The organism is Sinorhizobium glycinis (assembly GCF_001651865.1).
GTDB classification, from domain to species: Bacteria; Pseudomonadota; Alphaproteobacteria; order Rhizobiales; family Rhizobiaceae; genus Sinorhizobium; species Sinorhizobium glycinis.
In genome coordinates, this window is record NZ_LPUX01000061.1 from 307,764 (window position 1) to 330,909 (window position 23,146).

Annotated in this window: 18 protein-coding genes and 1 other RNA gene; all 19 read left to right on the top strand. The window is 64.0% G+C overall.

What is annotated here, in order from left to right:
- Positions 1 to 165: 165 nt before the first annotated feature.
- Entirely contained in the window at positions 166 to 1,353 is a 1,188-nt protein-coding gene (locus tag AU381_RS17010; RefSeq protein WP_064242918.1) for an NAD(P)/FAD-dependent oxidoreductase, read from the top strand.
- Between the two features lie 74 nt (positions 1,354 to 1,427).
- Positions 1,428 to 1,826, top strand: an RNA gene (gene rnpB / locus AU381_RS17015) — RNase P RNA component class A.
- 383 nt (positions 1,827 to 2,209) lie between these two features.
- Entirely contained in the window at positions 2,210 to 2,650 is a 441-nt protein-coding gene (gene mraZ, locus AU381_RS17020; protein WP_064242919.1) for a division/cell wall cluster transcriptional repressor MraZ, read from the top strand.
- Between the two features lie 14 nt (positions 2,651 to 2,664).
- Positions 2,665 to 3,690 (top strand): 16S rRNA (cytosine(1402)-N(4))-methyltransferase RsmH, encoded by a 1,026-nt coding sequence (gene rsmH / locus AU381_RS17025; protein ID WP_064242920.1) that lies wholly within the window; start codon positions 2,665 to 2,667, stop codon positions 3,688 to 3,690.
- Between the two features lie 6 nt (positions 3,691 to 3,696).
- A complete protein-coding gene (gene ftsL / locus AU381_RS17030; protein ID WP_064242921.1) occupies positions 3,697 to 4,098 on the top strand; it encodes a cell division protein FtsL in 402 nt (133 codons plus the stop codon).
- The gene (locus AU381_RS17035; protein WP_064242922.1) at positions 4,098 to 5,846 is read left to right on the top strand and encodes a peptidoglycan D,D-transpeptidase FtsI family protein; all 1,749 of its coding nucleotides are present in this window, start codon (positions 4,098 to 4,100) and stop codon (positions 5,844 to 5,846) included. The genes ftsL and AU381_RS17035 overlap by 1 nt, the downstream gene beginning before the upstream one ends.
- A 67-nt stretch (positions 5,847 to 5,913) precedes the next feature.
- Entirely contained in the window at positions 5,914 to 7,374 is a 1,461-nt protein-coding gene (locus tag AU381_RS17040; protein ID WP_064242923.1) for a UDP-N-acetylmuramoyl-L-alanyl-D-glutamate--2,6-diaminopimelate ligase, read from the top strand.
- A 1-nt stretch (position 7,375) separates the two neighbouring features.
- Positions 7,376 to 8,809 carry a UDP-N-acetylmuramoylalanyl-D-glutamyl-2,6-diaminopimelate--D-alanyl-D-alanine ligase gene (locus tag AU381_RS17045; RefSeq protein WP_064242924.1) on the top strand — a complete coding sequence of 478 codons (1,434 nt, stop codon included), beginning with the start codon at positions 7,376 to 7,378 and terminating at the stop codon, positions 8,807 to 8,809.
- A gap of 139 nt (positions 8,810 to 8,948) precedes the next feature.
- Positions 8,949 to 10,049 carry a phospho-N-acetylmuramoyl-pentapeptide-transferase gene (gene mraY / locus AU381_RS17050; protein ID WP_064242925.1) on the top strand — a complete coding sequence of 367 codons (1,101 nt, stop codon included), beginning with the start codon at positions 8,949 to 8,951 and terminating at the stop codon, positions 10,047 to 10,049.
- A 5-nt stretch (positions 10,050 to 10,054) separates the two neighbouring features.
- Positions 10,055 to 11,446 carry a UDP-N-acetylmuramoyl-L-alanine--D-glutamate ligase gene (gene murD / locus AU381_RS17055; RefSeq protein WP_064242926.1) on the top strand — a complete coding sequence of 464 codons (1,392 nt, stop codon included), beginning with the start codon at positions 10,055 to 10,057 and terminating at the stop codon, positions 11,444 to 11,446.
- Positions 11,447 to 11,532: 86 nt separating this feature from the next.
- The gene (gene ftsW, locus AU381_RS17060; RefSeq protein WP_064242927.1) at positions 11,533 to 12,687 is read left to right on the top strand and encodes a putative lipid II flippase FtsW; all 1,155 of its coding nucleotides are present in this window, start codon (positions 11,533 to 11,535) and stop codon (positions 12,685 to 12,687) included.
- A gap of 3 nt (positions 12,688 to 12,690) precedes the next feature.
- Positions 12,691 to 13,812 (top strand): undecaprenyldiphospho-muramoylpentapeptide beta-N-acetylglucosaminyltransferase, encoded by a 1,122-nt coding sequence (gene murG / locus AU381_RS17065; RefSeq protein WP_064242928.1) that lies wholly within the window; start codon positions 12,691 to 12,693, stop codon positions 13,810 to 13,812.
- Positions 13,809 to 15,218, top strand: coding sequence for a UDP-N-acetylmuramate--L-alanine ligase (gene murC / locus AU381_RS17070; RefSeq protein WP_064242929.1), 1,410 nt, complete (start codon positions 13,809 to 13,811; stop codon positions 15,216 to 15,218). Before murG ends, murC begins: the two co-directional genes overlap by 4 nt.
- 3 nt (positions 15,219 to 15,221) lie before the next feature.
- Positions 15,222 to 16,196: a UDP-N-acetylmuramate dehydrogenase gene (gene murB, locus AU381_RS17075; RefSeq protein ID WP_064242930.1), complete on the top strand. Its 975-nt coding sequence runs from the start codon at positions 15,222 to 15,224 to the stop codon at positions 16,194 to 16,196.
- Between the two features lie 330 nt (positions 16,197 to 16,526).
- The gene (locus AU381_RS17080; protein ID WP_064242931.1) at positions 16,527 to 17,453 is read left to right on the top strand and encodes a D-alanine--D-alanine ligase; all 927 of its coding nucleotides are present in this window, start codon (positions 16,527 to 16,529) and stop codon (positions 17,451 to 17,453) included.
- Positions 17,441 to 18,370, top strand: coding sequence for a cell division protein FtsQ (ftsQ, locus tag AU381_RS17085; RefSeq protein WP_064242932.1), 930 nt, complete (start codon positions 17,441 to 17,443; stop codon positions 18,368 to 18,370). The genes AU381_RS17080 and ftsQ overlap by 13 nt, the downstream gene beginning before the upstream one ends.
- Positions 18,367 to 19,698: a cell division protein FtsA gene (gene ftsA, locus AU381_RS17090; protein WP_064242933.1), complete on the top strand. Its 1,332-nt coding sequence runs from the start codon at positions 18,367 to 18,369 to the stop codon at positions 19,696 to 19,698. Before ftsQ ends, ftsA begins: the two co-directional genes overlap by 4 nt.
- Before the next feature lie 100 nt (positions 19,699 to 19,798).
- On the top strand, positions 19,799 to 21,559 hold the full coding sequence (gene ftsZ / locus AU381_RS17095) for a cell division protein FtsZ (protein ID WP_064242934.1): 1,761 nt from the start codon (positions 19,799 to 19,801) through the stop codon (positions 21,557 to 21,559).
- Positions 21,560 to 21,880: 321 nt separating this feature from the next.
- Entirely contained in the window at positions 21,881 to 22,834 is a 954-nt protein-coding gene (gene lpxC / locus AU381_RS17100) for a UDP-3-O-acyl-N-acetylglucosamine deacetylase (RefSeq protein ID WP_064242935.1), read from the top strand.
- The last annotated feature ends 312 nt before the right edge of the window (positions 22,835 to 23,146 follow it).

The following is a 23,146-nucleotide window of genomic DNA, read 5'->3' on the forward strand; positions in this document are numbered from 1 at the left end:
GCGGCGGGTGGGCGGCCGTCAAGCGACCCGTCCTGGAACTCCTGCGGGTTCGAGGACAGAGCCGGATTAGGTCTCGCGTTCCGGCAGCAACTTGAATTTTGCAATGGTTCGATGTCATTGCCCGGGCGGCATGCTATTCCCGAAACCAAGCGCGAGGGGATATCCATGTCGGAAGGCTATGACTTCGTTATCGTGGGCAAGGGCATGATGGGCGCTGCGGCGGCGCGCCACTTGAGCCAGGCAGGTGCCCGCGTCGCTCTTGTCGGGCCGGACGAGCCGGAGGACTGGGCGAGCCACCGCGGCGTTTTCGCCAGCCATTACGACAATGCCCGCATCACCCGCACGATCGACACCGATTCGGTTTGGGCGAGCCTGGCCCGCCGATCGATCGCGCGATATCGGGAGATCGCAGAGGCGAGCGGAATCGAATTCTACTACGAAGTGGGCTGCCTGATCGTCGCGCCTGCGCCAGGCGGCAGCTTCGACTATCTCGATAGAGTTGCACTCGCTCGTGACAGGCTCGGCGTCGAAGCACCGTTGATCGTCGCAGAGCAGCTCGTCGAGCGCTTTCCATGGTTCGCCTTTCCACACCACTATGCCGGCATTCATGAGCAGCGCGGCGCCGGCTACATCAATCCCCGTGCGCTTGTCCGCGCCCAGGCCACCGCTGCAGAGAGATCGGGTGCGAGAGTGGTCAGCGCCGAGGTCGTTTCCGTCGAAGAGACGAGCGGTTCAGTCGGCGTCTCGACCATTGACGGACACGTGTTTCGCGCCGGGCGCCTCCTGGTGGCGGCCGGCGGCTTCTCGCTCTCCGAAGCGCTCCTTCCGCGACCGATCGATTTGACGGTGAAAGCCCGCACCGTGCTCTTCGCAGAGGTCAGCGCTGACGATCTCGCCGGGTTTGACGGCATGCCGTCGCTGATCGGCGCTGCACCCGATCAGGACCAAAGCTATTATCTGCTGCCGCCGGTTGCCTACGCCGACGGCAAACATTACATCAAGATCGGCGGTGACCCGACAGACCGGAACCTTGACGACGAAGCGGCGGTCCGCGAATGGTTCCGCGGCAGGGCAAGCGCCGAGGCGGCAGGCCACATGCGTGGCTTGCTGGGTCGCGTAATGGCGAGCTTCGAGCCGGTATCAACGCATTTTTCGCCATGCGTCACGGCGTTCACGCGGCACGGTTATCCCTATATCGGATTTGCCAGCGACCGCATTGCCGTGCTCACCGGTGGCAATGGCCAGGCGGCAAAGAGTTCCGACGAGATCGGGCGCCTGGGTGCGGCGCTGGTGATGAACGGCCAGCTCGATGCCGGGGAATATGGGACCGATTTCGCCGTCGCCTACCGATAGGCGTACCGCTCCAGCCGAGGTGTAAGCGTCGATTTCTCTAGCGCTTCCCGCCCCGGTCGGTTATTGAGCCTCTGCCAGTTGGCCGGGCAGCCGCGCCCCGCAAGTGCCGAAAGGCCGCGGGGTGAGGAAAGTCCGGGCTCCACGGAAACACGGTGCCGGATAACGTCCGGCGGGGGCGACCCCAGGGAAAGTGCCACAGAAAGCAAACCGCTCCGCCTCGCGGAGTAAGGGTGAAAGGGTGGGGTAAGAGCCCACCGCGGACATGGCGACATGGACGGCACGGTAAACCCCACCGGGAGCAAAACCGAATAGGGATGACACGGGCGCGCGAGCGCCCAGCCGGTTTCCAGGCCGGTCATCCGGGTGGGTTGCACGAGGCTGCGCGCAAGCGCAGTCCCAGATGAATGGCTGCCACGTTCCGCTTCCTCGGAGGCGGAGCCATACAGAACCCGGCTTACAGGCCAACTGGCGATTCTTCTCTGAACCAATTCGGCGCATGATTTCGGCCGTCCAGCCGCGTCCCCAAAGCGGCTGGCCGCGTTCTTTTTTGCGGGATTCCAAGACCTTGGGCGTGCGATCGTAACCCTTCGTTAAACTTAACAACCTATCAATAATTGATCATCCGCGAGGCTGTTTACGAGCTTCTCCCATTGACGCCCATATGGTCCCATGTTATCCCATAATGGTACTGCGCAAGGGCCGCGTCGTGGCCCATCATCGCGAAATTCCAGGGAATCTTCCTCGGAAGGCTCAGGTGGACATGCTCGTGTCCGGTGGGGTTCTTTTGCGCGCGCAGGCAGGTGTTTGCGCGGGCCGATGACTATGGCCCGCCAGTCGGGGGCGGCCGTTTCGCGTCATGAACCGCTTCTTGTCACATGCTACGAACCGGATCGATGCCAAGGGGCGGGTTTCCGTGCCTTCGGCGTTTCGTGCCGCGCTTTTGGAGGCGGGTGTGCGGGAGCTATACTGTTTCCAGGACTTCGTCTTCCCGGCGATAAGCGTCGGCGGGCCGGAGCTTCTGGACCGGTTCGAAAAGCAGATGGCGGCCGAGGATCCGTTTTCGGATGCGGCCAATCAGATGTCGCTCCTCGTGCATGGGGGCGGCGTCTTCGTGAAGCTCGACCCGGAGGGCCGGCTGATGGTGACGGATTTCATCCGCGACTTCACCGGCATCTCGACCGACGTGACCTTCGTCGGGCGGGGCGATCATTTTCAGCTCTGGGAGCCGCAGGCGTTTGCGAGGGCGCAGGCGGAGGCCCGGGAAGGGCGCAGGCAACGGGGGCCGCGTTCTCAATAGTGTGGAGAGGCGGAATGGTGACGGATCAAGGCGACAGAGCTTCTGCAGCCGACGGCGGACCGGTTCGTCACATTCCCGTCATGCTCGCCGAGGTGCTTGAGGCTCTCGATCCGGCCCCCGGCAAGGTCGTGCTCGACGGCACTTTCGGCGCCGGGGGCTATACTTCCGCGATCCTGGACAGGGGTGCCGACGTGATAGCGCTCGACCGGGATCCGACGGCGATCGCTGCGGGCCGGCCGATGGCTGCCGCCGCTGGCGGAAGGCTCAAGCTCATCCATTCGCGTTTTTCGGAGCTGGCGGATCATGCGCCGGACGGCGGGCTCGACGGCATCGTGCTCGACATCGGTGTTTCGTCCATGCAGATCGATGAGGCGGAGCGCGGCTTCTCCTTCCAGAAGCAGGGGCCGCTCGATATGCGCATGTCCGGTGCCGGCGTTTCGGCCGCCGATGTCGTCAATCGGGCCAAGGTCTCCGATCTCATTCGCATCTTCGGCTTCCTGGGCGAGGAGAAACAGGCGGGTGGCATCGCGCGTGCGATCGAGAAGCGGCGTGCAGGGGCGCCTTTCGAAACCACCCGCGATCTCGCCAACCTCATCGAGACGGTGACGCCGCGCAAGGCGAAGGACAAGATCCATCCGGCGACGCGCGTCTTCCAGGCGCTGCGCATCTTCGTCAACGACGAGCTCGGCGAACTCGCCAATGCACTTTTTGCCGCCGAACGGGTCCTGAAGCCTGGCGGACGGCTCGTCGTCGTCACCTTTCACTCGCTCGAGGACAGGATCGTCAAGACGTTCTTCCAGGACCGCTCGGGCAAGGCGGGCGGTTCGCGCCACCTTCCGCTGGTGACGGCACGCGACGCAACCTTCACGCCAGTCGGCAAGCCTATGGTTGCAGCAAGCGAGGAAGAATCGTCCCGCAATCCGCGTGCCCGGTCGGCGAAACTCAGGGCCGGTATCCGTACCGAGGCTCGGTCTCCGGGAAACGATCTGTCCATTTTCAACCTGCCGGAGCTGGCGAGCCTTGCCAGACTAGGAGGCTAAGAGGCGATGCTCAGAACGCTCGACATCGTGCTGATTGTCATCATGACGGGGGCCGCCACGGTCACCTACACGATCAAGCACCAGGCAGAGAACAAGCTCGAGGAGGTCCGCAGGCTCGATGCCGCGATCAAGCTCGAGGAGGACACGATCGACCTGCTCAAGGCCGACTGGGCGCTGCTCACTCAGCCCAACCGGCTGGAGCGGCTCGTCGGCGCATTCGCCGCCGACCTGCAGCTCGCGCCGACGCCCTCGACGCAACTGGCCAGACCCGAGGAGCTGCCGATGCTGAAGGCGGATGTGCCGCCTCCGGAGGAGGACAAGGACAAGAAGGGGAAAGGCAAGAAGGAAGACGGCGTCGCCGCCGTCATCAATGCCGATAACATCGCAACAGGTTCGGTGGCGCGCTGATGTCGTTTCTCTCCCGTATCATGGTGTTGAAGAGCAAGGCGCATTTTTCGGCCGGCGGCAACAACCGCCCCGCGGAGGCGGGCGCCAATGTTACCTTCCAGGGGACGCGCAAGAAGAGCGCTAGCCAGGCGAAGAGCCGCGTCGCGATCGTAATCGCAAGCTTCGGCATCGCCTATGCGGTGATCGGCGGTCGGCTGGTGCAATACGGCGTGGCGCAGCCGGAGACGGTGTCGTCGATCGGGCGCGCCGACAACCTGATGGCCTCGCGCCCCGACATCCTCGATCGCAACGGCGAGATTCTCGCGACCGACATCCGTACGGTCTCGCTCTATGCCGAGCCGCACAAGATCGTCGACGCGGACGAGGCGGTGGAGCGGCTGGCGACGGTTCTGCCCGATCTCAACGCGCGCGAGATCTACAACAAGCTCAAGTCGAACTCGCGTTTCCAGTGGTTGCGCCGGCAGTTGACGCCGAAGCAGCAGAGCGAAATCCTGGCGCTCGGCATTCCCGGGATCGGCTTCCGTCCCGAGAAGCGCCGCTTCTATCCCGGCGGACCGACCGCCGCGCATATTTTAGGCCATGTCAACATCGACAACCGCGGCGTTGCCGGCATGGAGCGCTATATCGACAGCCAGGGACTTGCCGATCTGGCGGCGATCGGCATGACGAGCGACGCGAAGCTCGAGCCGGTGAAGCTCTCGATCGACGTGCGCGTCCAGAACATCGTGCGCGACGTCATCGATTCCGGCATGAAGAACTTTCAGGCGATCGCCGCCGGTGCCGTCGTCATGGACGTCCACACCGGCGAAGTGCTGGCGATGGCCTCAGTTCCGGACTATGACCCCAACAAGCCTGCGGAGGGGGCCGAGGAAGGCTGGATGAACCGCATGTCGAACGGCACGTTCGAGATGGGTTCCACCTTCAAGACCTTCACCATCGCCATGGGCCTCGATTCCGGCAAGGTGACGCTCAACGACAGCTTCGACGCGACGGCGCCGATCCGCATCGGCGGCTTCACCATCAAGGACTTCCATGGCAAGCGGCGGGTCCTGACCGTGCCGGAAATCTTCCAGTATTCCTCCAACATCGGCACGGCGAAGATCGCCGACCTTGTCGGCATCCCGGGACACAAGGAATTCCTCACGCGCCTGGGTCTGCTCACGAAGCTGCCGACGGAGCTTCCGGAGGTCAAAGCGCCAAGCCAGCCGCGTGAGTGGAAGAAGATCAGTTCGATTACCATTTCCTTCGGTCACGGCGTCTCGACGACGCCGTTGCAGACGGCGGTAGCCGGCGCCGCCCTCGTCAATGGCGGCAAGCTCATCCCCCCCACCTTCCTGCCGCGCACCGAGGAGCAGGCGAGCGAACTCGCCACCGCGGTCGTCAAGAAGAGCACGAGCGATGACATGCGCTACCTGCTTCGCCGGAACGGTATCGCAGGGTCGGGCAAGCGGGCGCTCGTTCCGGGCTTCAATGTCGGCGGCAAGACCGGGACGGCCGATAAAGTCGTCAACGGCCGCTATGCCAATGACCTGAACTTCAACGCCTTCCTGGCGGCGTTTCCGATCGACGATCCAAAGTACATCGTGCTGACCTTCATCGACGCGCCGAAGACCGGCGAGGGCGGCGGACGCACCGCCGGCTCCAATGCCGCGCCGATGGTCCGCGACATCATCAGCCGTTCGGCGCCGCTGCTCGGGGTCGAACCGAAATTCGGAGAAGACGGTTCTGCCTTGCTTGTGTCTTATTGACCGTGAAATGAGAATGCGGACGATTCGCGATTTCGGTGGATCGATATCGGTGTGAGACGTGCAGTTCATGAAGATCAAGGACCTGGCGGGAACCAATTTCCCGGAACTTTCGGCGCAACTGAAGGGCAATGCCTCGGAGATCGACATTTCAGGCATCACCGCCGACAGTCGGCAGGTCAAGCCGGGTGATCTCTTCGTCGCCGTCGCCGGTACGAAGGCGAATGGCAGCGCCTATATCGCCGACGCTTTGTCGCGCGGCGCCGCGGCGGTGATCGCCGCAAAGGGGTCCGGCCTGGAGGCCGGCGCATCGGTATTCGAGCTTTCCGAACCGCGCCGTTTCCTCGCACAGGCCGCGGCTCGCCTCTACGGGCGCCAGCCCGAGACGATGGTGGCGGTGACCGGAACTGCGGGGAAGACGTCGGTCGCCTCGTTTACGCGCCAGATCTGGGCTCATTCCGGGCTTTCGGCAGCGATGATCGGTACGACCGGCGTCACTGCCCCGGGCCGCAATGACTATGGCTCGCTGACGACACCGGACCCGGTGACGCTGCATAAGCTGCTTGCCGACCTCGCTGAAGAGGGCGTGACCCATGCGGCGATGGAGGCCTCCAGCCACGGTCTCGACCAGAATCGGCTCGACGGTGTCCGGCTCGCCGCGGCCGCCTTCACCAATCTCGGCCGCGACCACATGGACTACCATCCGACCGTCGAGCACTACATGGCTTCCAAGATGCGTCTCTTCGGCGCGTTGCTCCCCAAGGGCTCGCCGGCCGTGATCTTTGCCGACGACCAATGGTCCGCCGAAGCGATCGCCGCGGCGCGCAAGGCCGGGCACGACGTGCGCACCGTCGGGCGCAACGGCGATTTCATCAGCTTGAAGCGGGTCGAGCATTTCCGCCACAAGCAGTCGGCGGAAGTCCATGTCGGAGACGACATCTTCGAAATCCACGTGCCGCTCGCCGGGGATTTCCAGGTGGCGAATGCGCTGGTCGCCGCCGGTCTTGCCATGTCCACGGGGATCGAAGCCAAGGCAGCCTTCTCGGCGCTCGAGAAATTGCAGGGCGCCTCCGGCCGGCTGGAACTGGTTGGTCAGACGAAGGATGGCGCGCTTGCGTATGTGGACTATGCCCACAAGCCCGACGCGCTCGAAAACGTGCTCGAATCCGTCCGCCCGTTCACGACCGGCCGGGTGATCGTCGTCTTCGGCTGCGGCGGCGACCGGGACAAGGGCAAACGCCCGATCATGGGCGAAGTTGCCGCGCGGCTGGCCGATGTCGTGATCGTCACCGACGACAATCCGCGCTCGGAAATCCCCGAAGTGATCCGCTCCGAGATCATGGCCGGTGCCAAGGGGGCCACCGAGATCGCCGACCGCGCCGAGGCGATCCGCACCGCCGTCGGCATGCTGAAGGCTGGCGATACGCTGATCGTTGCCGGCAAGGGACATGAGGAGGGGCAGACGATCGGCTCCGTTACGTTGCCGTTCTCCGATCACGCGGAAGTACGCAAGGCGCTGGGAGGGCTGTGACTTGAACTGGCTCTGGACAAGCAGCGATCTGCTGGCGGCCATGAACGGCCGCCCGGTCGGAAACCTGCCCGAAGGGATCATCGGCATCTCGATCGACAGTCGCACGATCGCCAAGGGCGAGGCCTTCTTTGCGATCCGCGGGGATCGTGTCGACGGCCACGACTATGCCGGCATCGCGCTCGCCAATGGGGCCTCTCTGCTCGTCGTCAGCGAAGGAAAGCTGCCGGCACTCGGGCGGCTGATCGCGCCGATGATCGTCGTCGACGACGTGCTGGAGGCGATGGTCCGCCTCGGCTGCGCGGCGCGCGACCGGAGTGCCGCGAAGATCATCGCCGTTACCGGCTCGGTCGGCAAGACGACCACGAAGGAGATGCTGCGGCACGTTCTGGGTCCGCTCGGTCGCGTCCACGCCTCCGTGGCATCGTTCAACAATCATTGGGGTGTGCCGCTGACGCTTGCCCGCATGCCGGAGACGACCGATTTCGGCATCTTCGAGATCGGCATGAACCATCCGGGCGAGATCCGGCCGCTGACCGCGATGGTGCGTCCGCATGTGGCCGTCATCACCAGCATTGCTGCCGCCCATCTCGGCAATTTCGCCAGCCTTGACGAGATCGCTTCGGCGAAGGCGGAAATTTTCGAGGGTGTCGTCAAGGGCGGCCACGCGGTGGTCAATCGCGACAGCCCGCAGTTCGATCTCCTCGAAAGGGCTGCCGCGGCGGCGGGCGTCGGCCACATCCATTCCTTCGGCGCCAATCCGAAATCGGAATATCGGCTGATCGAGTTCGCCGGCGGCGCCGACCGATCCGTCCTATGGGCGGGCATCGGCGGCCGGACGCTGGAGGTGACGATCGGCGCACCGGGCAGGCATATTGCAGAGAACGCCCTGGCGGTGATTGCCGCCGCACAACTTGCGGGCGCGGACCTCGACCACGTCATTGCCTCGCTCGTCACCATGCAGCCGGAAAAGGGCAGGGGATTGCGGCACCGCCTGAAGATCGGTGCGGGCAGCCTCACACTGATCGACGAAAGCTACAATGCCAACCCGGCATCGATGCGGGCGGCGATAGCCCTCTTGCGCGACGCCGAGCCGTCGGCAGGCGGCCGCCGGATCGCGATCCTCGGTGACATGCTGGAGATGGGCGAGCACGCCGCGGCCGTACATGCCGCCTTGGCGGAGCCGATCGTGCAAGCAGGCATTGCCGACGTCTGGCTTGCCGGGCCCGACATGGCGCATCTGCGTGACGCGCTGCCGGCCGAGGTTTCAGTCGTCCACCGCGAGGCGATCGGTGATCTTACCTCCTACGCACTCGGCGCGGTTGCTGCCGGTGACGTGGTGATGGTCAAATCGTCGAAGGGCACCGGCTGCGCCAGGATCGTTCAGGCTCTTCTCGATGCCTATCCCGGAGAGACGGCCGAAGCGGGAGAAGTATAGGGGGCAGTGCCACCAATGCTGGTGGATAAGGCCTCGGCCAGGGGAATTGGCCTAACGTAGAGAAACGCAAGTGGGTATCGTTCATCAGATGATTCTGTTGGACGATGTCCGATTCTAAACCTTTGGGGAAAGGTCCCTTATGCTGATCTGGCTCGTGGAACTGGCGGACCACTTTCAATTCTTCAACCTGTTCCGCTACATCACCTTCCGCACGGGTGCAGCTCTCTTCACCTCCGCGCTGATCGTGTTCCTGTTCGGCCCGGCCATCATCTCCTCGCTGCGCATCCGCCAGGGCAAGGGTCAGCCGATCCGCGCCGACGGGCCGCAGACGCACTTCAAGAAGGCCGGCACGCCCACCATGGGCGGGCTGATGATACTCGCCGGCATCGTAGGTTCGGCGTTGCTCTGGGCCGATCTCTCGAGCATCTATGTCGTATCGACGCTGCTGGTGACGCTCGGCTTCGGCGCGATCGGCTTCTACGACGATTATCTCAAGGTCACCAAGCAGTCGGACAAGGGCTTTTCCGGCAAGGCACGTCTCGGCATAGAATTCGTGATCGCCGCCATCGCCGTCTTCTTCATGATGCGGGCAGCGCTTTCGGCAGGTACGGCGGGCTCGACATTCGGCTCATCGGTGACCTTCCCCTTCTTCAAGGACCTGATGCTCAATCTCGGCTATTTCTTCGTGCTCTTCGGCGGTTTCGTCATCGTGGGCGCCGGCAATGCCGTGAACCTGACCGACGGTCTCGATGGTCTTGCGATCGTACCGGTGATGATCGCTTCCGCGGCCTTCGGACTGATCGCCTATCTCGCCGGTAACGCCGTATTCGCCAACTACCTGCAGATCCATTTCGTGCCCGGCACCGGCGAGCTCGCGGTGATCCTCGGCGCCGTGATCGGCGCCGGCCTCGGCTTCCTCTGGTTCAACGCGCCGCCGGCGGCGATCTTCATGGGCGATACGGGTTCCCTTGCGCTGGGCGGCCTGATCGGCACCGTTGCCGTCGCCACCAAGCACGAGATCGTCATGGTCATCATCGGCGGCCTCTTCGTCATCGAGACGCTGTCGGTCATCATCCAGGTCTTCTGGTTCAAGCGCACCGGCCGGCGCGTCTTTCTGATGGCGCCGATCCATCACCACTTCGAAAAGATGGGCTGGACGGAGAGCCAGGTGGTGATCCGCTTCTGGATCATCGCGGTCATTCTGGCGATGATCGGTCTCTCGACCCTCAAGCTGCGGTAAGCGAGATGATCCCGGTCACCACATTCAACGGCAAAAAGGTCGCACTCTTCGGCCTTGGCGGTTCGGGGCTGGCGACAGCCGAGGCGCTGGTCGCGGGCGGCGCGGAGGTCACCGCCTGGGACGACAATCCCGACAGCGTCGCCAAGGCCGATGCGGCAGGTATCGCAACGGCGGATTTGCGCCACGTCGACTGGAACGCTTTCGCCGCTTTCGTGCTTTCGCCGGGCGTGCCGCTGACGCATCCGAAGCCGCATTGGACCGTCGATCTCGCCCATCAGGCGGGCGTCGAGATCATCGGCGACGTCGAGCTTTTCGTGCGCGAGCGCCGCGCCCATGCTCCCGATTGCCCATTCATCGCCATCACCGGCACCAACGGCAAATCGACGACGACGGCGCTGATCGCTTATATTCTCAAGACGAGCGGGCGGGACACGCAGCTCGGCGGCAACATCGGCACGGCCGTGCTGACGCTCGATCCGCCGAAGGCAGGACGATTCTATGTTGTCGAATGCTCGTCCTACCAGATCGACCTTGCGCCGACGCTCGACCCCACGGCCGGAATTCTTCTCAACCTGACGCCCGACCATTTGGACCGGCACGGTACCATGCAGCACTATGCCGACATCAAGGAACGATTGGTGGCGGGAAGCCGCACGGCCGTCGTCGGCGTCGACGACAGCTTCTCCAGCCTGATCGCCGACCGGGTGGAGAGGGCCGGGACCAAGGTCGTGCGCATCTCGCGCCGTCATGTGCTGGCCGACGGGGTCTACGCAGAAGGATCGTCTCTCGTGCGTGCCGAGGCCGGGACGTCGGCGCTCTTCACCGATCTCGCCGGCATCCAGACGCTGCGGGGCGGACACAATGCCCAGAATGCGGCTGCGGCCGTCGGGGCCTGCCTTGCAGTCGGCGTCGACGAGAACGACATCATCAAAGGGCTTGATAGTTTTCCGGGTCTCAAGCACCGGATGCAGCCGATCGCGAAAAGGGACGACATCGTCTTCGTCAATGACAGTAAGGCGACCAACGCCGATGCGGCGGCGCCCGCACTTTCGAGCTACGAGCGGATCTATTGGATCGCCGGCGGGCTGCCGAAGGAAGGCGGGATTAGCTCACTGACGCCGTTCTTCCCGAGGATTGTCAAGGCCTATCTGATCGGCGAGGCGGCATCCGCCTTCGCGGCGACGCTCGGTGAGGCGGTGCCTTACGAAATTTCCGGCACCTTGGAAAAGGCGGTCGCGCATGCGGCGGCGGATGCGGCGCGGGATCACCAAGGTCCGGCCGCGGTGATGCTTTCCCCGGCTTGCGCAAGCTTCGACCAGTACAAGAATTTCGAGGTGCGGGGCGATGCCTTCGTCGGCCATGTGGCGGCGCTCGAAGGCGTTACGATGCTCATCTGAGGGCGCGAATTCCAGGGTCGGATCGGCGCGGTGGAGCCAGGATTTCGGAAGTTGGCGTATAGTGCGCCGGAAAAGGGGACAGACAGATGGTAAGCCGAGCCGAACGTGGCCCCGTGGCCGACTGGTTCTGGACGATAGACAGGTTCTTCCTGGCGACCTTCATCTTCCTGATGGGCGTCGGCTTCATGCTGTCCTTCGCGGCGAGCCCGCCGGTCGCGGAGCGACTCGGGCTCGACAGCTTCCACTTCGTCAAGCGGCACGCGGTCTTCCTGTTGCCCTCGCTCGTTGTGATGGTGGGTATATCCTTTCTGTCACCGCGACAGGTCAGGCGCGCCGCGATCATCCTGCTCGGTGCATCGCTCGGCATGATGGTTCTCGTCCTCTTCGTCGGCGAGGAGGTCAAGGGGTCGCTCCGCTGGATTTCGATAGCCGGGATCTCGGTCCAGCCTTCCGAGTTCATGAAACCGGCCTTCGTCGTTGTCTGTGCCTGGCTGTTTGCCGAACACGCCAAGCAGCCGGAGATCCCCGGCAACCTGTTGTCGATCCTGCTCTTCGGCATCGTCGGCGCGCTGCTCGTCGCCCAGCCGGATCTTGGGCAGACGATCCTCACTGCGGCGGTCTGGGGCGGCATGTTCTTCATGGCCGGCATGCCTTGGCTGTGGATCATCGTGCTTGCCGGGGCGGCAGCGGGCGGCTTCTTCGTCGCCTATACGATGCTGCCGCATGTCGCCGGCCGTATCGACCGGTTCATGACCGGCGAGGGCGATACATTCCAGGTGGATACGGCGCGCGACGCCATCATCCGCGGCGATTGGTTCGGCCGCGGGCCGGGCGAGGGCATCGTCAAGCGCATCATTCCCGACAGCCACACCGACTTCGTCTTCTCAGTGGCGGCGGAAGAGTTCGGCATCGTTTTCTGCATGGTGATCGTGCTGATCTTCGCTTTCCTGGTCATGCGCGGACTTAACCACGCCTTCCGCGAACGCAACGATTTCAACCGCTTTGCCGTCGCCGGCCTGGTGCTGCAGATCGGTATCCAGTCGATGATCAATATCGGCGTAAATCTCGAACTGCTTCCGGCCAAGGGCATGACCCTGCCGCTGATCTCCTATGGCGGCTCGTCGATGGTGGCGATCTGCGTGACCGCCGGTTTCGTTCTGGCGCTCACCCGTCATCGGCCGGAAAAGCGCGCGGTCGAGCGCAGCCTCTTTCGATCCGGGGTCGGCGTGCCGGCGGAGTAAGACATGGACAAAGGCATCATCTTTCTTGCCGCCGGCGGGACCGGCGGGCACCTCTTTCCCGCGGAGGCGCTAGCGCATGAGCTGAAGGCGTCCGGCCATGCCGTGCATCTCGTGACCGATAGCCGTGCCGAGCGCTATGCCGGGAAATTCCCGGCCGACGAGGTGCATGTCGTGCCTTCCGCCACCATCGGCTCGAAGAACCCGATCAAGTTGGCGCAATCGGTCGGGAAACTCTGGACGGGGTTGCGCGCCGCGCGGCGCCTGATTGCCCGGCACAAGCCCCGGGCCGTCGTCGGCTTTGGCGGCTACCCCACGGTGCCCCCGCTCCTCGCTGCGACCGGCATGGGTGTTCCGTCGCTCATTCACGAGCAGAATGCCGTCATGGGCCGCGCCAACAAGATGCTGGCGTCGCGGGTACAGGCGATTGCCGGCGGCTTTCTCCCCGAAGGCGTCGGGACCTTCGCGGCGAAGACCGTGACGACGGGGAACCCGGTCCGCCCCGCCGTGTTGGAGGCAGCCAGCGTCGCCTATGCGGCGCCGGACGGCGGGCCGTTCCATCTCGTCGTCTTCGGCGGCAGCCAGGGCGCGCAATTCTTCTCGAAGGCGGTGCCGCAGGCGGTCTGCCGTCTCGACGATGCATTGCGCAAGCGGCTCAAGGTGACGCAGCAGGCGCGGCCGGAGGACCGGGAAGGCGTCTCTGCAGCCTACGACAAGCTTGGCATCCCGGCGGAGGTCTCGCCCTTCTTCACCGATATGGCGGCCCGCATCGCTTCGGCGCATCTGGTCGTCTGCCGCTCCGGTGCCTCGACCGTTTCCGAGGTCTCGGTGATCGGCCGTCCTGCCATTCTCGTTCCCTATCCCTACGCGCTCGATCACGATCAGGCAGCGAATGCCGCGGCACTTGCCGCCAGGGGCGGAGCGCGGGTCATCGCGCAAGCCGAGCTCAGCGCCGAACGGCTCGCCGGCATCCTTTCCGACGCCATGAACACCCCGGAAGCGCTGGCACAGATGGCGGCGAACGCCCGCGAAACCGGCAGGCCGGATGCCGCGCGCTTGCTTGCGTCCCTGGTAGAGGCTATTGCGAGCGGCTCGACAGTCGCCAAATTCAAGGAAACACGCTCATGAAAATGCCGAAGACGATCGGGCTCGTACATTTCATCGGGATCGGCGGCATCGGAATGAGCGGCATCGCCGAGGTGCTGCACAATCTCGGCCATCGGGTGCAAGGCTCGGACCAGTCCGACAGCGCCAATGTACAGCGCCTGCGCGAAAAGGGCATCAAGATCTCGGTCGGTCACAGGGCGGAAAACCTCGGCGATGCCGAGGTGGTGGTCGTCTCGACGGCAATCAAGAAGGACAATCCCGAACTGATCGCGGCGCGCGAGAAGTTCCTGCCGGTGGTGCGCCGCGCCGAAATGCTGGCCGAACTGATGCGCTTCCGCAATGCGATCGCCATCGGCGGCACGCACGGCAAGACGACGACGACCTCGATGGTGGCCGCGCTTCTCGACGCGGGCGGCCTCGACCCGACGGTCATCAATGGCGGCATCATCAATGCCTATGGCACCAATGCGCGGATGGGCGCCGGCGAGTGGATGGTCGTCGAGGCGGACGAATCGGACGGCACCTTCCTGAAGCTCCCGGCCGATATCGCCGTCGTCACCAACATCGACCCGGAGCACCTCGATCACTACGGCAATTTCGAAGCTGTGCGCGCTGCCTTCCGGCAGTTCGTCGAGAACGTGCCTTTCTACGGATTCGGTGTTCTCTGCCTCGATCATCCGGAAGTACAGTCCATGGTCGGCAAGATCGAGGACCGCAAGGTCGTGACCTATGGCGAGAACCCGCAGGCCGACGTTCGCTATCACAATGTCCGGATGGACGGCACAACCTCTGTCTTCGATATCGAGATCCGCCGCCGTCGCACCGGCCAGGTGATCCAGCTCAAGGACCTGCGCCTGCCTATGCCCGGCCGGCACAATGTCTCGAACGCCACGGCGGCCGTCGCGGTCGCCCAGCGTCTCGGTATCGAGCCGGAGGCGATCGCCAAGGGGCTTGCCTCCTTCGGCGGCGTCAAGCGCCGCTTCACGCTCACCGGCGAGTGGAACGGGGCGCGCATCTTCGACGACTACGGCCACCATCCGGTCGAGATCAAGGCGGTGCTGAAAGCGGCGCGGGAGGCCTGCCAAGGGCGCATCGTCGCCGTCCACCAGCCGCACCGCTATTCCCGCCTGTCGAGCCTGTTCGAGGATTTCTCCGCCTGCTTCAACGATGCGGATACTATCCTGATCGCGCCGGTCTATGCGGCAGGCGAGGACGCGATCGATGGCGCCAATTCCGAGGCGCTCGTCAACAGCATCAAGGCCGCCGGCCATCGCGATGCCCGCTACCTCACCGGTCAGGAAGCACTCGCGCCGGCCGTCTCGAAGATTGCGCAGCCGGGCGACTTTGTGGTTCTCTTGGGGGCTGGCAGCATCACCTATTGGGCCGCGGCGCTTCCCAAGGAACTCGCGGAAATTTCAGGAAGTTGAAGCATGAAGCAGGTTAACGGTCAGAAACTCCTGGACGCGCTCGGAAGCGGCATCAGTGCAATCCGCGGCCGCATCACGCCCGATGCCCCGATGGACCGGGTGACCTGGTTTCGTGCAGGCGGGCTCGCCGAGCTCATGTTCCAGCCGCACGACACCGATGATCTAATAGCGTTCCTCAAGCTGGTGCCGGAACAGGTGCCGGTCATGGTGATCGGCGTCGGATCGAACCTGCTCGTGCGCGACGGGGGTATTCCGGGGATCGTGATCCGCCTCTCCGCCAAGGGCTTCGGCGATCTGGAGATCGTCGGGGAAAACCGCATCAAGGCGGGAGCGATCTGCCCGGACAAGAACATCGCGGCCATGGCGCTCGACCATGGCATCGGCGGCTTCTACTTCTATTACGGCATCCCAGGATCGATCGGCGGCGCGCTGAGGATGAATGCCGGCGCCAATGGCGGCGAGACGCGGGAACGTGTCGTTGAGGTCCACGCGGTCGACCGCAAGGGCAACAGGCATGTGCTGAGCAATGCCGACATGGGCTACGCCTATCGGCACACGGCCGCCGCCAAGGACCTGATCTTCACGCATGCGATCTTCGAGGGTTTTGCTGAGGACAAGGCAAAGATCCGCCACGACATGGATGCGGTGCGCCAGCATCGCGAGACGGTGCAGCCGATCCGCGAGAAGACCGGCGGGTCCACGTTCAAGAATCCGGAAGGCCATTCCGCCTGGAAGCTGATCGACGAAGCCGGCTGCCGCGGAATGATGATCGGCGGCGCCCAGATGTCGCCGCTTCACTGCAACTTCATGATCAATACCGGCCAGGCGAGCGGCTACGAGCTCGAATATCTCGGCGAGACGGTGCGCGCCCGCGTGCTCGAACATTCCGGCATCAAGCTGGAATGGGAGATCAAGCGGATCGGCAATTTCATGCCGGGCTACGAGATCAGGGAATTCCTCGGCCGCGCCGCGGACTGAGGCGAGAAGAACGGAATGAACAGGGCCGCGACGGAGAACCGCCGCGGCTTTTTTATTGTGTCCCAACCCTCAGCCGGGCCTCGCCGGCCTGACGGGCCATTTCTCTCGCGCCCGCCTTACAAAGCGCCGATTCAGGTGGAAGCGCTGTGTATCGGTCGATTCTGGCTGACGGCGACTACGGTCACCGCAACAAGAGTTAACCAAAGTAAACGATTCATTAACCATAATGTCGTTGTAGTGGCCTGACGCGGAGATCTCGCGACTCGGGCTGTCGGAAACAGCCAGACGCAAGCAAGCTTTGCGATAGTGGCGTACTGTTTGGGGGTCTGAATGAGCGGCAGGCATGTTGCTGTCCTGATGGGCGGATTTTCCTCGGAAAGGCCGGTGAGCCTGTCTTCCGGGGCGGCTTGCGCGGATGCCTTGGAAGCCGAGGGTTACCGCGTCACGCGGGTCGATGTCGGGCGTGATGTTGCCGCTGTGCTCGCCGATCTGCGCCCCGATGTCGTCTTCAACGCTCTGCACGGGCCCTTCGGCGAGGACGGGACCATCCAGGGCATTCTGGAATATCTGGAGATTCCCTACACCCATTCCGGCGTGCTCGCCTCGGCGCTCGCCATGGACAAGGCGCAGGCCAAGCACGTCGCCAAGGCCGCCGGCATCCCGGTTGCCGATGCTTTGATCATGGACCGCCGCGAGTTCTCCAATGTTCATCCGATGAAGCCGCCTTACGTGGTGAAACCGGTTCGGGAAGGTTCCAGCTTCGGCGTCGTCATCGTCAAGGAAGACCAGTCGCATCCACCGCAGGTCATTACCTCCAGCGAATGGCGCTACGGCGACCGCGTGATGGTCGAGCGCTACGTTGCAGGCCGCGAACTCACCTGCGGCGTCATGGGCGACGTGGCGCTCGGCGTCACCGAGATCATCCCGCAGGGGCATGCCTTCTACGACTATGATTCGAAATATGTAAAAGGTGGTTCGAGGCACGTCATTCCGGCGCAGATTTCACCAAATATTTACCAAAAAATACAATCCTTGGCGGTGAAGGCGCATCAGGCGATCGGGTGCCGCGGCGTCAGCCGATCCGACTTCCGTTTCGATGACCGTGGAGATGGCGAGGGCGAGTTGATCTGGCTGGAGATCAACACGCAGCCCGGCATGACCCCGACCTCCCTGGTGCCCGAAATGGCGCAGCATGCGGGCCTTCAGTTTGGTGAGTTTCTAAGGTGGATGGTGGAGGACGCATCGTGCTTGCGTTGAGGGGCAGAAGGGGCAGAAGGGTTCGTCACCCGCTCGGCGTCGCCGCCGAGAGCGACGATGCGTTCGTATTGCCGCGCCCGCTTCGCAAAGGCGTGCGTTTTCTGGTCAGCCTCGGCACCGGCCGTGTCCGCTTTCCCGCCCATACCGGCACGTTCTCCGCTGCTGCCTTTTTGCTGGCGACCGGCCTCTACGGCATGTCGCTCGGCGGCCACACCCAGAATTTCGCGCAGGCTTCGACAACGGCTGCCGGCTTTGCCATTGAAGACGTCCGGGTCTCCGGCAATGAGCAGACCTCCGAAATCGACATTCTCCAGCAGCTCGGCCTCGACGGGACGACTTCGCTCGTGGCGCTCGACATCGCCGAGGCGCGGCGCCTGATCGGCGAATTGCCATGGGTGGAAAGTGTCACCGTGCGCAAGGTCTATCCGGCGACCATCGAGGTAAGCCTCAAGGAGCGCCAGGCCTTCGGCATTTGGCAGCACGGTTCCGATCTGTCGCTCATCGAACGCAGCGGCAGCGTGATTGCACCTTTGCGTGACAATAAGTTTGCCGCCCTGCCGCTCTTTGTCGGTCGCGATGCCGAGACCGCCGCCGCTGCCTTCTATGACGAGTTTTCCCGCTGGTCGGAATTCCGCTCGCGCGTCAAGGCCTTCGTGCGCGTGGCCGGTCGGCGCTGGGACCTTCGCCTCGACAACGGCATCGTCGTCAAGCTTCCGGAGAAGGACGTCGCCCGGGCGATGCGGGTTCTCGCGGAGATGGAAGACGGTCATCAGCTTCTCGAGCGCGATATCGCCGCCGTCGATCTGAGGCTTGAGGACCGCACGACCGTACAACTCACACCGGAAGCGGTTGCGCGCCGGGAAGTGGCGCTGAAGGCGAGGGAGAAGATGCTGAAGGAGCAGGAGAAGCGGATATGAGTCTGTTCGGTTCCGCCAGTTTCGGCCTGCCGCGCCTGAAGCCGCTCTCCTCGAAGCGGTCGCATGTCGTTTCGGTGCTTGACATCGGCTCGACCAAGGTCGTTTGCATGATCGGCCGGCTGACGCCGCGCGCCGAGAGCCAGATCCTGCCCGGCCGCACCCACAATATCGAGATCATCGGCATCGGCCATCAGAAGTCGCGTGGCGTGAAGAACGGCGTCATCGCCGACCTCGATGCCGCCGAAAGTGTCGTGCGGCTCGCCGTCGACGCGGCGGAGCGGATGGCTGGGCTGACGATCGACAGCCTCATTGTCAACGTCTCGGCCGGCCGCCTGCAGAGCGACGTCTACACGGCGACGATCGATCTCGGGGGCCAGGAAGTCGACGCGAACGACCTCAAGAAGGTGCTCGCCGCCGCCGGCCAGCAGTCACTCAGGACCGACCGGGCTATCCTGCATTCGCTGCCGACCGGCTTCTCGCTCGACGGTGAGCGCGGCATTCGCGACCCGCTGGCGATGTTCGGCGACGTGCTCGGCGTCGACATGCATGTGCTGACCGCCGAACGGGCAGCGCTGAGGAACCTCGAGCTTTGCGTCAACCGCGCCCATCTCTCGGTCGAAGGCATTGTTGCTACGCCCTATGCCAGCGGTCTTGCCGCACTCGTCGACGACGAGGTCGAGCTCGGCTGCGCGGCGATCGACATGGGCGGCGGCACGACGACCATCTCGGTCTTCGCCGAAGGCAAGCTCGTCCATGCGGATGCCGTCAGCCTCGGCGGCCATCATGTGACGACCGATCTGGCGCGCGGACTTTCAACGCGAATCGAGGATGCGGAGCGCCTGAAGGTCGTGCATGGCTCGGCGCTGCCGAACAGCGCCGACGAGCGCGACATCGTCTCGGTTCCGCCGATCGGCGAGGACGACCGCGACCAGCCGACCCATGTGCCGCGCGCGCTTGTCTCCCGCATCGTACGCGCCCGCATCGAGGAAACGCTGGAGCTCATCCGCGACCGCATCCAGCGCTCCGGCTTCAGCCCGATCGTCGGCAAGCGGATCGTGCTGACGGGCGGCGCCAGCCAGCTGACCGGCCTGCCGGAAGCGGCGCGGCGGATTTTGGCGCGCAACGTCCGCATCGGTCGCCCGCTCGGTGTTTCCGGCCTGCCGGCTGCCGCGAAGGGTCCGGCATTCTCCACGGCCGTCGGGTTGATGATCTATCCGCAGGTCGCCGATCTCGAGACGCATGCCAGCCAGGGCGGGATGTTCTCCGCCTTCGGCGGCGGCAACAGCCGTATCGCCCGGATGGGCCAGTGGTTGAAAGAGAGTTTCTGAGTTCCACCGGCGCAAGTCAGGCACCGGGCACAATGGGTTTTGAGTTTCAAGGATTTGGCCGGCTCGGCAAGGCGGCCAGAAAAAGAGAAGGAACGGTACTATGGCCATCAACTTGCAAAAGCCGGACATTACCGAGCTGAAGCCCCGCATCACGGTCTTCGGCGTCGGCGGCGGCGGCGGCAACGCCGTCAACAACATGATCACTGCGGGCCTGCAGGGCGTCGATTTCGTCGTCGCCAACACGGATGCGCAGGCGCTCACCATGACCAAGGCCGAGCGGATCATCCAGATGGGTGTCGCCGTCACCGAGGGTCTCGGCGCCGGCTCGCAGCCGGAAGTGGGCCGCGCGGCTGCCGAAGAGTGCATCGATGAGATCATCGATCACCTGCAGGGTACGCATATGTGCTTCGTCACCGCCGGCATGGGCGGCGGCACCGGCACGGGTGCTGCGCCGATCGTCGCCCAGGCGGCCCGCAACAAGGGCATCCTGACGGTCGGCGTCGTGACCAAGCCCTTCCACTTCGAAGGCGGGCGCCGCATGCGCATCGCCGACCAGGGCATTGCCGACTTGCAGAAGTCGGTCGATACGCTGATCGTCATCCCGAACCAGAACCTGTTCCGGATCGCCAACGACAAGACGACCTTCGCGGACGCCTTCGCCATGGCCGACCAGGTTCTCTATTCGGGCGTTGCCTGCATCACCGACCTCATGGTCAAGGAAGGCCTCATCAACCTCGACTTCGCCGACGTCCGCTCGGTGATGCGCGAGATGGGCCGCGCCATGATGGGCACCGGCGAGGCATCCGGCGAAGGCCGCGCCATGGCCGCCGCGGAAGCAGCAATCGCCAATCCGCTGCTCGACGAAACATCGATGAAGGGCGCGCAAGGATTGCTCATCTCGATCACCGGCGGCCGCGACCTCACCCTGTTCGAGGTGGACGAGGCGGCAACGCGCATCCGCGAGGAAGTGGATCCGGACGCCAACATCATTCTCGGCGCGACCTTCGACGAAGAGCTCGAAGGCTTGATCCGGGTTTCGGTGGTTGCAACCGGTATCGACCGTGGAGCCGCGGAGGTATCCGGCCGCTCCGCCGACTTTCGTCCGGTAGCGCCGAAGCCGATCGTCCGTCCGTCCGCTGCCATTCCGGCCCAGCCGCAGCCTGTCGCTATCCAGCAGCCGGCACCGCAGCCGCAGCCGGTGCAGCAGGCCGCACCGCAACCGGTCCAGCAGGTCGACCAGATCGCGCTTGCGATCCGCGAAGCCGAGATGGAGCGTGAGCTCGACATCGCCACCCGGGCCCAGGTCGCTGCGCCTGCTCCGCAGGTGCAGGAAGAGGCCTTTCGCCCGCAGAGCAAGCTCTTTGCCGGCGCCGCTCCGGTGGAAGCCGCTCCCGTAGCACGCCCGCCGCAGCCGATGGCACGACCCGTCGAAGCGCCGGTGCAGGCTCAGGTCCAACCGCAGCCGGTTCGCCAGGAGCCTGCTCCGGTCATTCGCCAGCACGCCGAGACGGTGCGCATGCCGAAGGTCGAGGACTTTCCGCCCGTCGTCCAGGCCGAGATGGACCACCGCGCACAACCCGCGGCGGCGCTTCAGGAAGAGCGTGGTCCGATGGGCCTCCTCAATCGGATCACCAGCTCGCTTGGGCTGCGCGAGCGGGAAAGCCAGAACGTCTCGTCCGATATGACCTCGGCGGCGCCGAGTGCCGCTTCCCAGCAGCGCCGTCCCCTCTCGCCTGAGGCGAGCCTCTATGCTCCGCGCCGCGGTCAGCTCGATGATCACGGCCGTGCCACGCCGCAGGTGCGCTCGCATGAAGACGATCAGCTCGAGATTCCTGCGTTCCTGCGCCGTCAGTCGAACTGATTCGCAGGCGTTCCTTCGCCTTGCCGGTGCCCGGGTGAAAGCCCGGGCATTTTCGCTTTCGCCTTACATTTCAACCTGTTAGAGGTTCAATTGTGCGCATATGAATTGCGTAACAAAGCGAAACGAACAGTGATTTGGAATGGTGCCTCCGAACTCTTATTTTCACCATCGGATAGGGACGCATGCGATTCGATCGGACGCTGTCAGTTCGAACGTGGCTTCGGCCGAGCCGCCGGGTCACGAGGGGCAGCTCTGCGCTGATAATCGCCCGCGCCCCGCAAGAGTTGGCTTCGGCCGTATTTGATTGAAAGTGACCAGACAATGGGAATCGAACTGCTCGGGTTTCAGACGACGATTGCAAACCCGATAGCCCTCAAGGGAATAGGCGTCCACTCCGGCGCCGAGGTGGAGATCACCTTCCATCCTGCCGAGGCGGATGCCGGCATTGTCTTTCAGCGGGTTCTCGCCGGCGGGCGGGTGAGCGAGTTCCGGGCCGTTTCGTCGCAGGTCGGCAATACGGATCTATGCACCGTTCTCGGACTTTCGCCTGCGACCTCGATCGCCACCATCGAGCATGTCATGGCGGCGATCTATGCGCTTGGACTGGACAACCTTCTCATCGAAGTGCATGGCGCGGAAATGCCGATCATGGATGGCAGTTCCGAGCCTTTCATCGACGCCATCGAACAGGTGGGGATCCGGGCGCTCGCCGTGAAGCGCCGCTACATCCGCATCCTCAAGCCGGTTCGTATCGAATCGGGCGGTTCCTGGTCTGAATTCACGCCCTATGACGGCATGCGCTTCGAGGTCGAGATCGACTTCGACTGCCCTCTGATCGGACGTCAGGCCTGGAAGGGCGACATGACCCCGGCGGTGTTCAAGCGGGAACTGTCGCGGGCGCGGACCTTCGGCTTCATGCGCGACGTCGAGCGGCTGTGGGCTGCCGGCTTTGCGCTCGGCTCGTCGCTCGAAAACTCGGTGGTGATCTCCGACGACGACACTGTCGTCAATGTCGAAGGCCTTCGCTACGCGGACGAGTTCGTCCGCCACAAGACCCTCGACGCTGTGGGCGACCTTTCGCTCGCGGGCGCGCCGTTCCTCGGCTGCTATCGCTCCTATCGTGGCGGCCACAAGATGAATGCCAATGCGCTGAAGGCTCTCTTGAACGACCCGACTGCCTATGAGGTGGTGGAAACCACATCCCAGCGCCAGCGCACCCGCTCCCGCGAATTGGTCGCGGTCGCCGCTCCGGGCTTTGCGCCCTGGTCGGCATAAGAAAACAGCTCACTTCTCTCCAGTCGCCGGCCGAAAGGCCGGCGTTTTTCATGGTAGATTGGGGTGAAGTGTGGCCGATTTGCGGGTGGAAAAGAGCGCACACTCCGCGGAAACCCGCCCATGGCGCCACAAATTTGCATGAATCGCCGATCATGACGTTGCGGTCTTGAGGCAACTTGCTCTAAAACGCGCAAGTCCGGCGGATGCCAACCGCTACTGCATGTCTCCTTAAATCGACGTCGATCCAAGGAGACATGCAGCAATTTAAAGTGCTACAGCGACCTTTGTGCGTCTGGTAAGACGCGCGGCGCT